Below are 14,229 nucleotides of genomic sequence, written 5' to 3' on the forward strand. Positions count from 1 at the left end.
TGCCGAATTCGCCGCTGGCTGGGTCTGGCGGGAGCGGCGAGTGCGCTCTGCGCGCGAGCCGCGGATGGGACTGCGGCGAATCGGCAGTGATCCGTGAGCGGGGGTCAGAGGCGGCGGAGGGCGGTGGCGGTCATGACGAGCTCGCCAGCTGCGTCGCTGGCGTCGAGGTCGGCGATGGCCTCGATGACCCAGTCGCGGTCGTCGGCCGGATCGGCCAGCACCTGACGCACGCGCCAGATGCGGTGCTCGGTCTCGTCGTCGAGTCCGGGGACCTCGGCCCTGTCCGGTTCGATCTGGAGGAGCTGGGGGCTTCGAGCGTCCCCGTCGAGGCCGATCGACCCGTGCTCGTCCCAGTAAGCGGCGAGTGCCTCGTCCCAGCCTGCGTACGTCATGACCGCGCTGCGACCGTCCTCCGGAACAGCTGCTGCTGCTGCCTCCAGCAGCGCCAGGGCATTGACGTTGTCGCGGTCAGCCAGTTCGACCCGGCGCCACATTGACTGGCGGACCATCGCGCGAAATGCCCGCTCGTTGGCCGTGATCGGGCGCGGAGGGGGTGGAGCTTCGCCGTGGGTGGCGGCGGCGTTGCGCACCGACTCGGGGTCGGTGAGGGCGGCCCACTCGTCGATGAGCGAGGAGTCGGTCTGCCGGATGGTCTCGCCGAGCCATTCGATCAGGGTGTCGAGTTCCTCGCCGCGGTGCGCCTCGGGGACGGTCTGGCGCAGAGTCCTGTACGCGTCGGACAGGTAGCGCAGCACCACGCCCTCGGAGCGGGTGAGCCCGTAGCGACGGATGAGGTCGCCGAAGCTCATCGCCTGCTCCCACATTTCACGCACGATGCTCTTGGGGTCGAGTGCCTCGTCCGGGAGCCAGGGGTGCGTCTGGCGATAGGTCTCGTATGCCGGCTCCAACAGGTCCAGAAGCGGGCGCGGCCAGGTGATCTCCTCGACGATCGCGGTGCGCTCGTCGTACTCGACGCCCTCGGACTTGAGTTCGGCGATCCGTTCGCCTCGCGCGGTCCACCGCTGGGCGCGCAGCACGGGGCGCGGTGAGTCGAGGACGGACTCGACGATCGAGACGACGTCGAGAGCGTGGGTGGGGGAGTCCGGGTCGAGCAGGTCCAGCACGGCCAGGGCGAAGTGCGCGAGCGGCTGGTTCAGCGCGAAGTCCGCCGGCAGGTCGACGGTGAGGGCAACCGTGCGACCGTCGGGGCCAGGCTCAGGCAGGCGGACAACGACACCGGAGTCCAGGAGCGAGCGGCCCAGGCGGATCGCCCGTAGGGCCAGTCTGGCCTGGCCGGCTGGAGACTCGTGGTTGTCGCGCACGAGGCGGCTCAACGCGGCAACAGGGTCGCCGGGGCGTGCCATCAGAGCCAGGATCATCGAGTTGTCGATGCGCATCTTGGAGGTGAGGGCCTCGGGCTCGCTCGAGACGAGCTTGTCGAAGGTCTGCTCGGTCCACACGATCGAGCCCTCGGGGGGCTTGCGGCGCTGGACCTTGCGCAGCTTCTTGGGATCGTCGCCGGCCTTGGCGATGTTGCGCTCGTTCTCGATGATGTGAGGCGGTGCCTGGACGATGACCGAGCCGCTCGTGTCGTAGCCCGCACGACCGGCGCGACCCGCGATCTGGTGGAACTCGCGCGAGCGGAAGACGCGGTCGCGCTGCCCGTCGAACTTGGCCAGCCCGGTGAAGAGGACGGTCCGGATGGGCACGTTGATGCCGACGCCCAAGGTGTCGGTCCCGGCGATGACCTTGAGCAGCCCTGCCTGTGCGAGCTGCTCGACGATCCGGCGGTAGCGGGGGAGCAGGCCAGCGTGGTGCACCCCGATCCCCTTGCGCAGCAACGCAGAGAGCGTCTTGCCGAACCCCGCGGCGAAGCGCACGGGAGCCAGTCGTTCGGCGATCGCGGCCTTCTCGTCGGGAGTGAGGAGTTTCAAGGTGGTGAGCGATGCGGCGTGCTCGGCCGCCAGTTGCTGGGTCGGGTGCACGACATAGACAGGTGCCTGGTGGGTCGTGACGATCTCCTCGACCATGTCGGCGAGTGGTGTGAGCGACCAGGTGAAGGACAGCGGCACGGGCCGCTCGGCCGTTGTCACGAGCGCGACGTCCCGCCCGGTTCGACGGGTGAGGTCTTCCCGGATCTGCGCCATCTCGCCCAGGGTCGCTGACATGAGGAGGAACTGCGCCTGCGGGAGCTCGAGCAGGGGGACCTGCCACGCCCAGCCGCGCTGCCCATCGGCGTAGTAGTGGAACTCGTCCATGACGACGAGCCCGACGTCGGCCGAGCCGCCCTCTCGCAGAGCGATGTTGGCGAGCACCTCGGCCGTGCAGCAGATGATCGGCGCGTCTGCGTTGACGGCAGCATCGCCGGTCAGCAGGCCGACGTTCTCGGCACCGAAGACGTCGCACAGGGCAAAGAACTTCTCATTGACCAGGGCCTTGATGGGCGCGGTGTAGAAGCTGACCCGGTCGCCGGCCAGGGCTGCGAAGTGCGCGGCCACGCCCACGAGGGACTTGCCCGACCCGGTCGGTGTCGCCAGCACGACGTGGCGCCCGGACACGACCTCGATCACGGCCTCGTCCTGGTGTGGATACAACTCGATCCCGGACTCGACCGCCCAGGCGGAGAACACGGCATACAACTCGTCGGCGTCCGTTGTGACGGAGGACAGGGCGCGCTCGGCCAACGGGTGCGAAGTCATTGCGTTCATTCTCGCAGCCTCATGCCAAGGTGGGGTCCATGACGTCTGTCGAGCCCGAAGGGCGCCCCCAGACCCCGGAACACCTTCGACTCGACGCCTCGCCGCACGACGGCGACGCCTGGCGCGCGTGGGGTCCCTACGTGTCGGGACGCCAGTGGGGGACGGTGCGGGAGGACTATTCCGCCGAGGGCGACGCCTGGTCCTTCTTCCCGTTCGACCACGCGCACGCCCGGGCCTACCGGTGGGGTGAGGACGGCATCGCCGGGCTCTGCGACCGCTATGGGTTCCTCAACCTCGCCGTCGCCATGTGGAACGGGCAGGACGATCGGCTCAAGGAGCGCTACTTCGGACTGACGAACGGCGAGGGCAACCACGGCGAGGACGCCAAGGAGTACTGGTGGCACCTCGACGCCACTCCCACACACAGCTGGGCTCAGCACCTCTACCGCTACCCGCAAGCAGCCTTCCCGTATGCCGCGTTGCGCGAACAGAATTCCTCTCGCGGCCATGACGCGCCCGAGTTCCAGCTCGTTGACACCGGCGTCCTCGAAGAGGACCGCTTCTTCGACGTCGTGACGACGCACGCCAAAGGCGCACCGGGTGACGTGTGCGTGACCTACGAAGCGACGAACCACGGACCGGACGCGGCACCGCTGGACCTGATCCCCCAACTCTGGTTCCGCAACACCTGGGCGTGGGGTCGGGACGACCGCACGCCGGTCATCGAGGTCCTGGCCGATGCGCCTGAGGGGACAGTCGTCCTGCGCGCCACTCACGCGCACATCGGCGTCATCCACGTCATCGCCGAGGGTGCGCCCGAGGCCCTGGTGTGCGACAACGAGACCAACGTGCCGGAGCTCTTCGGTGAGGGCGAGAGCCTCAGCCCGCACCCCAAGAACGCCGTTGACCGAGCCATCGTCCACGATGACCCCAGCCTGCTCGCCACGGACGGTCGAGGCACGAAGGTGGCGCTGCGCTATCACTTCGACTCCGTCGCGCCCGGCGAGACCGTGCGCGTGCGGTTGCGGCTCCACGACGACGCCTGGGTGGATGGCGCCTCGGATGCCCCGCCGCTGCAGGGTGCCTTCGATGCTGGCTTCGACGACATCCTCACCGCCCGCCGCACCGAGGCCGACGCGTTCTTTGGCACTGTGATCCCCGAGCACACCAGCGACGAGGAGCGTCTCGTCGCCCGCCGTGCCTTCGCCGGGCTCAACTGGTGCAAGCAGCTCTACCGCTACAACGTGCGCGAGTGGCTCGAAGGTGACCCCGCCGGGCCGCAGCCGCCGGACTCGAGACGCGCTCGGGAGCCCGACGCCCGCAACACCTCGTGGTCGCACGTCGCGCTCGCCGACATCATCTCGATGCCCGACGAGTGGGAGTACCCCTGGTTCGCGGCCTGGGACCTCGCCTTCCACACGGTGGCCATCGCCCACATGGACCCGGCCTTCGCCAAGAACCAGCTCATGCTCATGTGCCGCGAATGGAGCCAACACCCCAATGGCCAGCTTCCGGCATACGAATGGCAGTTTGGCGATGTCAACCCGCCCGTTCACGCCTGGGCGGCCTGGCACGTCTATGTCCTGGACGGCGCCAGGGACCAGGGCTTCCTCGTGCGGGTCCTGACCAAGTTGCTCTTCAACTTCTCGTGGTGGCTCAACCGCAAGGACTCCGACGGCTCCAACCTCTTTGAGGGCGGCTTCCTCGGGATGGACAACATCAGCGTCTTCGACAGGTCGCGCGAGGTGCCGGAAGGGTGGCGGCTCGAGCAGTCCGACGCCACGAGCTGGATGGCGTTCACCTGCCTCCAGATGCTGCGCATCGCGCTCGAGCTGAGCCGCAACGACCGCGACTGGGACGGTCTCGCGACGACGTTCCTCGAGCACTTCTTCTCGATCGCCGAGGCCATGGAGACGTTCGGCACCGAGGGCGTCTCGCTCTGGGACGACACCGATGAGTTCTTCTATGACGTCCTCGTTGACGGCGAGGGCAAGGGCACACCCGTTCGAGTCCGTTCGCTCGTCGGGCTCCTCCCGCTCATCGCGGTCGCCAACGTCCCCACGTGGGCGTTCGAGGAGCTCTCCGACTTCGCCGGGCGCCTGCAGTGGCTGCAGGATCGTCGCCCGGACCTCACCGATTCGCTCCTGCACAGCCAGGACGGCGACGGTGTCCACAACAGCCTGACGCCGGTCGTGCGACCTCGCCTGGAAGCGATCCTTCGCCGCCTCTTCGACGAGGAGGAGTTCCTCTCGCCGCACGGAATCCGTTCGCTGTCGGCGTCCTACCGCGGCGGCGCCGAGATCGAGGCGGGTGGCACGTCGGTGAGCATCCAGTACGACCCGGGTGAGTCCTCGACCGGCATGTTCGGCGGCAACTCCAACTGGCGCGGCCCGATCTGGTTCCCGACCAACGTCCTCATCCTCGACGCGCTCATCGTGCTTGCCGATGGCGCTGACGGCGATGTGAGGGTCGAGTTCCCTACGGGTTCGGGGAACGAAATCACCCTCGAGGATGCAGCATTCGGCGTCCGTGGGCGACTCATCTCGCTCTTCCTCCCCGACGAGGACGGCCGCAGGCCGGGCACACCCCGCGAGCACCCCTCAGGTCCGCTCTGGGACGCGCACCCGACATTCAGCGAGCACTTCAACGGCGACAACGGCGTCGGCCTCGGCGCCTCTCACCAGACCGGGTGGACGGCGCTCGTGGCCCACCTCATCTGCACCAGCCCCGACAGCCTGCGCGAGGAGATCGACTCATGAGCCCGACGCCCAAAGCCAGCATGACCACCAGAGCCAGCAAGGCCAGCAACGACCACCGGCCCCTCGACGGCAAGGTCGTCATCGTCACTGGCGGCAACAGCGGCATCGGCGAGGGCATCGTCCGCGAGGCAGCCTCCCAGGGCGCCAAGGTCGTCATCGACTACGTCTCCCGGCCCGAGGACACCGACGCGATCATCAAGGACATCGCAGCCGCTGGGGGAGAGGCCATCGGTTGCGAGGCCGACGTCTCCAAGGTCGCCGACCTCGAGAAGCTCATTGCCGCCGCCGTCGAGACCTACGGACGCCTCGACGTCATGGTCAACAACGCCGGCGTCGAGTTCGGCGAGTCCCTCGCGACCCTCACCGAGGAGAAGTACGACCTCCTCATGAACATCAACCTCAAGGGCGCGGTCTTCGGCTCGAAGCTCGCTGCCGAGCAGATGCGCAAGCAGGGCGACGGTGGGGTCATCGTCAACATCACCTCGACGCATGAGGATTGGCCGATGCCCAGCGACCTCGCCTACTGCATCTCCAAGGGCGGCATGCGCATGCTCACGCGCACCGCCGGTGCCGAGCTCGGGGCCGACGGGATCCGCGTCGTCGGCGTGGGGCCGGGGGCGATCAACACCCTGATCAACGACGACGACACAGCGGCTGAGACCAAGGCACTCGAGGACGCGATTCCGTTGTCCTACATCGGCTCCACCCAGGAGATGGGCAGGATCGTCTGCTTCGTCGCGAGCGAGGCCGCGTCCTACATCACGGCGACGACGATCATGGCCGACGGTGGACTCATGCAGAAGCCCGGCGCTGTCTGACCCGACGCAGGTTCGGCGTGTCGCGTGCCTTTCGGGAATTGATGAGAAAGGAACACGACACGCCGGTATGCCGCGTGCTCGCGTTCCGCGGCACCTCGCCTTCCGTCCGCCGCGCCTGTGGAGGGCGGACGCTGGGAGTCGGTGGGACGGCATACCCTGTTTCGGTGCCGACCCTCGACGACCTCCTCGCCGCAGCGGTCAGCGGTGTCAAGGGCAGTGAGCGCCCCGGCCAGGTGAGCATGGCCAAAGCCGTCGCCCACGCCGTCGAGAGCGGTGAGCACCTCCTGGTGCAGGCCGGAACCGGCACCGGCAAATCCCTCGCCTACCTCGTCCCGGCCGTCCAGCACGCCATGGACGTCGGCAAACCAGCCATCGTCGCCACGGCGACCCTCGCCCTCCAGGCGCAGATCGTCGACCGCGACATGCCCCGCGTCGCCGACTCCCTCGAGCCGCTCGTCGGACGGCGTCCGACCTACGCGATCGTCAAGGGCCGACGCAACTATCTCTGTGCCCACAAGCTCGAGGGCGGCTTCCCCGACGACGACGAGGGCCTGTTCGGCGTCGGCGACGTCGACCAGCAGGCCGGGCGCCTTGGCAAAGAGGTCGTCCGGCTGCGTGAGTGGGCCGACGAGACCGAGTCCGGCGACCGCGACGAGCTCGTGCCCGGAGTGTCCGAGCGCGCCTGGCGTCAGGTGTCGGTGAGCGCGGACGAGTGCCTCGGGGGCAAGTGCCCGATGATCGCGGAGTGCTTCGTCGAGCGCTCACGAGAGGCCGCCAAGGGCGTCGACGTCATTGTCACCAACCACTCGTTCATGGCGATCGACGCGTTCGAGGGGCGGCAGATGTTGCCCGAGCACGACGTCCTGGTCATCGATGAGGCCCACGAGCTCGTGGACCGCGTCACGGCGACCATCACCGACGAGGTGACCCCGGCCATGGCCCGGGCCGCAGCCAAGCGCGCCGGACGACAGGCCGACTCCAGCGAGACGGTCGACGACGCCGGGACCTTCCTCGAGTCGGTCCTCGACGAGATCCCCGAGGGGCGACTGACCGGTATTCCCGACAACCTCGCGCTCGCGCTCGGACGGTTGCGAGACACCACCCGCCAACTGCAGACGGAGCTCAAGCCGCAGCCCGGTCAGGAGATCGATGGTGCGCGTCAGATCGCCCGCGCCGCCGTTGACGAGCTCAATGAGAACGCCGCCCGAGTCCTCGAGGAGCGCGACCTCGATGTGGTGTGGGTGAGCAAGGACCCGCGCCGGGGGAGCGTGCTGCGCGTGGCGCCCATGAGTGTCGCGATGCTCGTGCGCGACAAGATCTTCGAGGACCGCACCGTCGTCCTCACCTCGGCGACGCTCGAGCTCGGTGGCACCTTCGACGCCATCGCCGGGACGATCGGGCTGCGTGGCGAGGGTGCGCCGAAGTGGACTGGCCTCGACGTGGGGAGTCCCTTCGACTACCCGCAGCAGGGCATTGCCTACGTCGCCAAACAGCTCCCTCCGCCTGGTCGCGACGGAGCAGCCCCCGAGACGATGGACGAGATCGAGGCCCTGGTGCGTGCCGCCGGGGGACGAACCCTCGGGCTGTTCTCGTCGATGCGTGCCGCCCGCGCTGCCACCGACGAGATGCGCGAGCGCCTCAAGGACCTCGATGGTGAGATCGCGGTCCTCTGCCAGGGCGAGGACCAGATCTCCACGTTGGTGCGGCAGTTCGCCCGAGACCCGCGCACCTGCCTCTTCGGCACCCTCAGCCTCTGGCAGGGCGTCGACGTCCCCGGATCGTCGTGCCAGCTCGTCATCATCGACCGCATCCCGTTCCCGCGCCCCGACGACCCGCTCGCATCGGCCCGCTCACAGGCCATCGCCCGCATGGGCGGCAACGGCTTCATGGCGGTGAGCGCGACCCACGCGGCCCTGCGTCTGGCCCAGGGCGCCGGCCGCCTCATCCGCCGTGGAGACGATCGCGGGGTCGTCGCCTTCCTCGACTCCCGCATGATGAGTGCCCGCTATGCCGGGTTCCTCCAGCGTTCGCTTCCGCCCTTCTGGCCGACGTCCGACCGTGCGCTGGTCCTCAATGCGCTCAAGCGCCTCGACGAGACGGCACCACCGCCGCTCGAGGTCGCTGACCCGGCGCTGCGTGGCCTCACCGGTGCGGTCAAGGGGACCGCGATGGGCGATGCCGAGGTGAGCGGAGCGGTCGATGCCACTGACACGCGCCCGGTTGCGGTCGCGCCTCCTCCGGCACCCGCGGCTCGCACGGCCGTGACGCAGGGGCACCCTTGGACTGATCAGGAGGACGAGGAACTGCGCGACGGCGTCGAGCTCGGACTCGACCTCGAGGAGCTGAGCGAGTCGCTCGAGCTCGACACCGAGGTCATCGCTGCCCGGCTCGAGGGCCTCGGCCTCAAGGCCGGCGCCGGATCCACGCTCGCCTTCGACTGACGTGGCAGCCCACGACCGTCGTCGACCTCCCAGAACGGCCCGACGACACCGCGGGTGCAGGCGTGTCGCGCTGCTGGCCTTCGCCGTGGTCGCACTGCTCGTGGCGGTCTTGGTGGGAAGGTGGATGGTGGCAGGCCCTTGGTTCCCCACGGGTGGTGACGGGAGTATGACGACGGGTGCTCCGGCCACACCAAGGGGCGGCGTCATACCTCCGTGGCAGGCTGAGCCCCGTGAGTGATCTTGTCGAGGTGCAGCGCCGGGTTCCGCCGCTCGTCCTCATCGCCGGGCCCGAGCAGGTCCTCGCCGAGCGGGGCCTGGCCGAGACGGTCCAGGCGATCAAGGAGCACAACCCCGACGTCGAGGTGATCCGCCTCTATGCGAGTGCCTACGAGCCGGGCGAGCTCATGGTCCACTCGAGCCCGTCGCTCTTCGGTGGTGACAAGGCGGTGGTCGTCCACGACCTCGACGAGGCCACCGACGAGCTCCAACAGGATCTGCTCGCCTACCTCGCCGCGCCACCAGAGGACGTCACGCTCGTCGTCATCCACAAGGGCGGCAACCGTGGCAAGAAGGTCCTCGACACCCTCAAGAAGGCCCGGGCGCGACTCATCGACGCCCCAGCGATCAAGACCGATCGGGACAAGGCCGACTTCGCCATGAACGAGTTCCGGCGGGCCAAACGCCGTGCCACCGGCGAAGCAGTGCAGGCCCTGGTCGACGCCATCGGCAGGGACCTGCGCGAGCTGGCGTCCGCCTGTCAGCAGCTCATCGCCGACACGACCGGAACCATCGACGAACAGGTCGTCCTGACCTATCACGGTGGCAAGGTCGAGGCGACCGGCTTCAAGGTGGCTGATGCTGCCGTCGCCGGCGACGCGGGGGAGGCCCTGCGCCTGCTGCGGCACGCCCTGTCCGTGGGCGTTGACCCTGTGCCGATCGTCGCCGTCCTCGCCCAGCAGCTCCGTCAGCTCATCAAGGTCGGATCCGCCGGTCGTGGGCGCTCGGCCGACCTCGCCCGCGACCTCGGCATGGCCCCGTGGCAGGTCGACAAGGCACGACGTTCACTCCAGGGCTGGACCGCCGAGTCGCTCGCGCGGTCCCTCCAGGCCGTCGCCGCTGCCGACTTCGAGGTCAAGGGCGGCGGGCGTGACCCGGTCTATGCCGTGGAGAGAGCGGTCCTGACGATCACCCGAGAGAAGGCGACTGGCAACGGTTGAACGGCAGGGGGAGCGCACGGCATACGCCAGCGTTTCTGCGCGTTTTGCTCTTCACTCCGACCCGCTGGTAGATTCGCCCCCTGCGTGCGCGCTCAGGTCGTGCGCGCACGTTGCTCCATCCAGAAGCGGTTCACGCAAGGGTGTCCCCACTCCCGGTCCCGAACCGCGTCTGCCGCCCTCTACGGCAATTACCGACCTCACCAGAAAGTTTTCTTCGTGGCAAACATCAAGTCCCAGCTCAAGCGCATCAAGACCAACAAGGTCGCGACCGAGCGCAACAAGGCCGTCAAGTCCGACGTCCGCACCGCTGCCCGCAAGTTCCGCGACCTCGCGGAGGCCGGCAAGGTCGACGAGGCCAAGGACGCGCTCAAGGCTGCATCGGCCAAGCTCGACAAGGCCGTCAGCAAGGGTGTTCTTCACAAGAACAACGCGGCCAACAAGAAGTCGGCGATGGCCAAGAAGGCCGCCAGCCTCTGAGGTTGATTCACTCCTGAGTCGCTTGACTCACTGCTGAGTCATGACGACTCGACGTACGAGGGCCCGTCACCAGCGGTGACGGGCCCTCGTACGTTCCCGCAAAGGCGTTCAGGCTTTCCGGGTTGCAGCATCGCCGCCCTGGAATGCCGTCATGACGTCGTCCCAACGTTCGCTCGCCAGCACGGCACCCTCGCGTCGAATCGTCGCCGGGTCGATGCGGACGACGCGATTGACCCTCACCTCCGAGGGACGGCCCTTGCTGTCCCAACCTCCCGAGCCCACATCGACCCAGATGCGGCCGGCCCGAAGCTCCTGCTCGAGGTCGCGGTCGTGGTCCTTGCTCGTGAGATACATCCCGAGCACCCATCCGCCGTCCCACCCCAGGACGAGCACGGGCCGATCCTTGCCCTGGGTCGCGTCATCCTCGTAGGGCACGTGGGCCCAGACGACCTCACCGGCATCCGGTGCACCGTCCGGTTCAGGGTGATAGGTCGGGTCCAGCGGTCCGTCGAAGTCTCCGGGATAGCTCGCCATGACTGCACGCTACCTACGGAACAGACGTGAGGCGTATGCCGTGGTGGCCCCACGGCATACGCCTCACGTCTGTGTGCTCGTTCAGAAGGCCGGCTTGAGACTGAAGGTGGCCTTCAGGGTGTTGCCGGGCCCGGGGATCGCAAGATTGAGGAGGAGCGTGTTGAGGCCGCACTGCTTGAACTTCGGGATCGTGTAGGTGCCATTCAGGGTGTAGGGGTCGTAGAAGCCACCGAGCTGACCCTTGAGGACGGCGGTGACCGGCGTCGATGTGATGCAGGTCGACGGGACGAGGTTGACGGGGATGCCCAGGGCCTCGACCCGGGTGATGCGGATGTTGAACCTCTGCGTGACCGTGATTCTGTTGGCGTCGTCGAGGACGCCCGTCACCGTCCCGACCTGCTCGACCTTCTGGGTGACCTTGACGAGCGGCAGACCGGCGATCGACATCGTCGCGGTCGCCGCGGGAAGGGTGACTGTGCCACCGGTGATCTTGCGCGTGGCGAGGTCAAGCGAGGTCGAGGCCGACCCTCGCGGGAATTTCACGGTCTGGTTGAGCTTCTTGATCGTCGACGTCACGTCGGCGTGGTAGTTCAGCACCCACACCTCTGCGTTGGCGGACGGGGCGACGCCCACGACGAGGGCGGCGGCTGCGCCGGTGGCTGCGGTGGCGAAGGCGGTGCGGCGGAGCAGTGTGCCTGACGTCATTGTCGAACTCCCCTACGGGTGGTGGGTGGAGCTACCGGGCGGTAGGTCCACCCGCAGGCTACCGATGGGTAGCGTCTTTGTCGCTGGTTCGTCCGGGTGACGCTGTCGTGGGAGACTGTCCCGACTCCAGCTTCCACCACCATGAGGACTAAACCGACTGTGTCTCCCCGCGCCCGCACCGTGCTGCAGCCGCACGCCACGCCGCCGGAGGCGATCCGCAACTTTTGCATCATCGCCCACATCGACCACGGCAAGTCGACCCTTGCTGACCGCATGCTCGGCATCACCGGCGTCGTCGACGACCGCGCAGCGCGCGCGCAGTACCTCGACCGCATGGACATCGAGCGCGAGCGTGGCATCACGATCAAGAGCCAAGCGGTGCGTATGCCGTGGGAGAGCGTCAATGCCGACGGCACCTCCGGCAACTACATCCTCAACATGATCGACACCCCTGGGCACGTCGACTTCACCTATGAGGTCTCCCGTTCGCTCGCGGCATCCGAGGGTGCGGTGCTGCTCGTCGACGCGGCTCAGGGCATCGAGGCACAGACTCTCGCGAACCTCTATCTCGCGATGGAGAACGACCTCACGATCGTCCCGGTCCTCAACAAGATCGACCTCCCGGCCGCGCAGCCCGAGAAGTACGCCGAAGAGCTCGCCCACCTCATCGGCTGCGAGCCCGACGACTGCTTCCGGGTTTCCGGCAAGACCGGCGTGGGCGTCGAGGACCTTCTCGATGCCATCGTCAAGCAGATCCCGCACCCGGTCGGGGACCCCGACGCCCCGGCGCGCGCGATGATCTTCGACTCCGTCTATGACACCTATCGCGGCGTCGTCACCTATGTGCGCGTGGTCGATGGCAACCTCAACCCGCGCGAGAAGATCATCATGATGTCGACGCGGGCAACGCACGAGTTGCTCGAGATCGGCGTCATCAGCCCCGAGCCGGTGCCCGGGAAGGGCCTTGGCGTCGGCGAGGTCGGCTACCTCATCACTGGCGTGAAGGACGTGCGCCAGTCGCGCGTCGGTGACACGGTCACCAACGAGCGCAAGCCCGCCGAGAAGGACCTCGGTGGCTACCGCGACCCCAAGCCGATGGTCTTCTCGGGGCTCTTCCCGATCGATGGTTCGGACTACCCCCTCCTGCGCGACGCCCTGGACAGGCTCAAGCTCAACGACGCGGCGCTCGTCTACGAGCCAGAGACGTCGGTGGCGCTCGGCTTCGGGTTCCGTTGCGGCTTCCTCGGCCTGCTCCACCTCGAGATCGTCCGCGAGCGCCTCGAGCGCGAGTTCGACCTCGACCTCATCTCGACCCAGCCAAACGTCATCTACGACGTCACGATGGACGACGGGTCGGTCATCGTCGTGACCAACCCGAGCGAGTTTCCCTACGGCAAGATCGCCGAGGTCCGTGAGCCTGTCGTCAAGGCGACGATCCTCGCGCCGAGCGAGTTCATCGGCGCGATCATGGAGCTCTGCCAGAGCAAGCGTGGCCAGCTCCAGGGGATGGACTACCTCTCCGAGGACCGCGTCGAGCTGCGCTACACCGTGCCCCTCGCCGAGGTCGTCTTCGACTTCTTCGACCAGCTCAAGTCGCGCACGCGTGGTTATGCCTCGCTCGACTACCAGGAGTCGGGGGAGCAGGCCGCCGACCTCGTCAAGGTCGACATCCTGCTGCAGGGTGAGAACGTCGACGCGTTCAGCTCGGTCGTCCACAAGGACAAGGCCTACGCCTACGGCAACATGATGGCCGGCAAGCTCAAGGAGCTCATCCCGCGCCAGCAGTTCGAGGTGCCGATCCAGGCCGCCATCGGTGCCCGGGTCATCGCTCGCGAGAACATCCGCGCCATCCGCAAGGACGTCCTCGCCAAGTGCTACGGCGGTGACATCAGCCGCAAGCGCAAGCTGCTCGAGAAGCAGAAGGCCGGCAAGAAGCGGATGAAGAACATCGGCACCGTCGAGGTCCCGCCGGAAGCCTTCATCGCAGCTCTGTCCTCCGATGACGGCGGCGAGACCAAGAAGAAGTAGTCCACCGGGTGAGGACCGCCACGGGTGGTGGGCACACGGCATACCCAGCAGTAACATTGGGGCATGCCGGACACTTTCGCTCTGTATCGCAAGCTCACCACCCTGCCCCTTGGGAAGCAGGCCTTCTCGTTCCTCTTCGCACAGAAGGCGCCGTACTTCTGGACGGTGCGACCCCAGGTCCGCGAGGTGCGCCCGCACCACGCTGAGCTCGTGATCAAGAAGCGGCGGGCGGTGCAGAACCACATCGGCACGGTCCACGCGATCGCCGTGTGCAACGGACTGGAGGCGGCAATGGGCCTGCTCGCCGAGGCGACGACCCCCAAGGGCCGTCGTTGGATCCCCAAGGGTATGGAGGTCGCCTACACCGCGAAGTCGACGACCGACCTGCTCTGCACGGCTGACACCGATCCGGTCGACTGGGAACAGACCGGTGACGTGAAGGTGCGGGTCAAGGCGATCCGTGAGGACGGCACGCCCGTCGTCGAGGGTGTCATCACGATCTATGTGAGCGACAAGAAGTAGCGAATAGTTCGGCCGCCTGTGGTGTTGTG

General features: G+C 67.7%; 10 protein-coding genes. 7 read left to right on the forward strand and 3 right to left on the reverse strand.

Annotation, left to right across the window (positions count from 1 at the left end):
- Window positions 1-104: 104 nt before the first annotated feature.
- The gene (locus V6K52_RS08290) at window positions 105-2,699 is read right to left on the reverse strand and encodes a DUF3516 domain-containing protein (protein WP_353953745.1); all 2,595 of its coding nucleotides are present in this window, start codon (window positions 2,697-2,699) and stop codon (window positions 105-107) included.
- 38 nt (window positions 2,700-2,737) lie between these two features.
- Between V6K52_RS08290 and V6K52_RS08295 the strand changes: the two genes are divergently transcribed.
- The 5 genes from V6K52_RS08295 (at window position 2,738) to rpsT (ending at window position 10,411) form a co-directional block, all read left to right on the forward strand.
- On the forward strand, window positions 2,738-5,458 hold the full coding sequence (locus V6K52_RS08295; RefSeq protein ID WP_353953395.1) for a glucosidase: 2,721 nt from the start codon (window positions 2,738-2,740) through the stop codon (window positions 5,456-5,458).
- Window positions 5,455-6,276 carry an SDR family oxidoreductase gene (locus V6K52_RS08300; protein ID WP_353953396.1) on the forward strand — a complete coding sequence of 274 codons (822 nt, stop codon included), beginning with the start codon at window positions 5,455-5,457 and terminating at the stop codon, window positions 6,274-6,276. Before V6K52_RS08295 ends, V6K52_RS08300 begins: the two co-directional genes overlap by 4 nt.
- A 164-nt stretch (window positions 6,277-6,440) precedes the next feature.
- Window positions 6,441-8,717: an ATP-dependent DNA helicase gene (locus V6K52_RS08305; protein ID WP_353953397.1), complete on the forward strand. Its 2,277-nt coding sequence runs from the start codon at window positions 6,441-6,443 to the stop codon at window positions 8,715-8,717.
- A 221-nt stretch (window positions 8,718-8,938) separates the two neighbouring features.
- Window positions 8,939-9,934 (forward strand): DNA polymerase III subunit delta, encoded by a 996-nt coding sequence (gene holA / locus V6K52_RS08310; RefSeq protein WP_353953746.1) that lies wholly within the window; start codon window positions 8,939-8,941, stop codon window positions 9,932-9,934.
- Between the two features lie 216 nt (window positions 9,935-10,150).
- A complete protein-coding gene (gene rpsT, locus V6K52_RS08315) occupies window positions 10,151-10,411 on the forward strand; it encodes a 30S ribosomal protein S20 (RefSeq protein ID WP_353953398.1) in 261 nt (86 codons plus the stop codon).
- Window positions 10,412-10,519: 108 nt separating this feature from the next.
- On the opposite strand, the gene V6K52_RS08320 is transcribed toward rpsT, so the two are convergent.
- Complete coding sequence (locus V6K52_RS08320; protein ID WP_353953399.1) at window positions 10,520-10,945, reverse strand: type II toxin-antitoxin system PemK/MazF family toxin; 426 nt, start codon at window positions 10,943-10,945, stop codon at window positions 10,520-10,522.
- A gap of 81 nt (window positions 10,946-11,026) precedes the next feature.
- A complete protein-coding gene (locus V6K52_RS08325) occupies window positions 11,027-11,650 on the reverse strand; it encodes a hypothetical protein (protein ID WP_353953400.1) in 624 nt (207 codons plus the stop codon).
- 141 nt (window positions 11,651-11,791) lie between these two features.
- On the opposite strand from V6K52_RS08325, the gene lepA reads away from it, so the two are divergent.
- Window positions 11,792-13,678: a translation elongation factor 4 gene (gene lepA, locus V6K52_RS08330; RefSeq protein ID WP_353953401.1), complete on the forward strand. Its 1,887-nt coding sequence runs from the start codon at window positions 11,792-11,794 to the stop codon at window positions 13,676-13,678.
- Between the two features lie 63 nt (window positions 13,679-13,741).
- Window positions 13,742-14,200, forward strand: a complete 459-nt coding sequence (locus V6K52_RS08335; protein ID WP_353953402.1) for a hotdog fold domain-containing protein — start codon at window positions 13,742-13,744, stop codon at window positions 14,198-14,200.
- Window positions 14,201-14,229: the final 29 nt, after the last annotated feature.

Origin of the sequence: Knoellia sp. S7-12 (assembly GCF_040518285.1) — a bacterium.
Lineage (GTDB): Bacteria > Actinomycetota > Actinomycetes > Actinomycetales > Dermatophilaceae > Knoellia.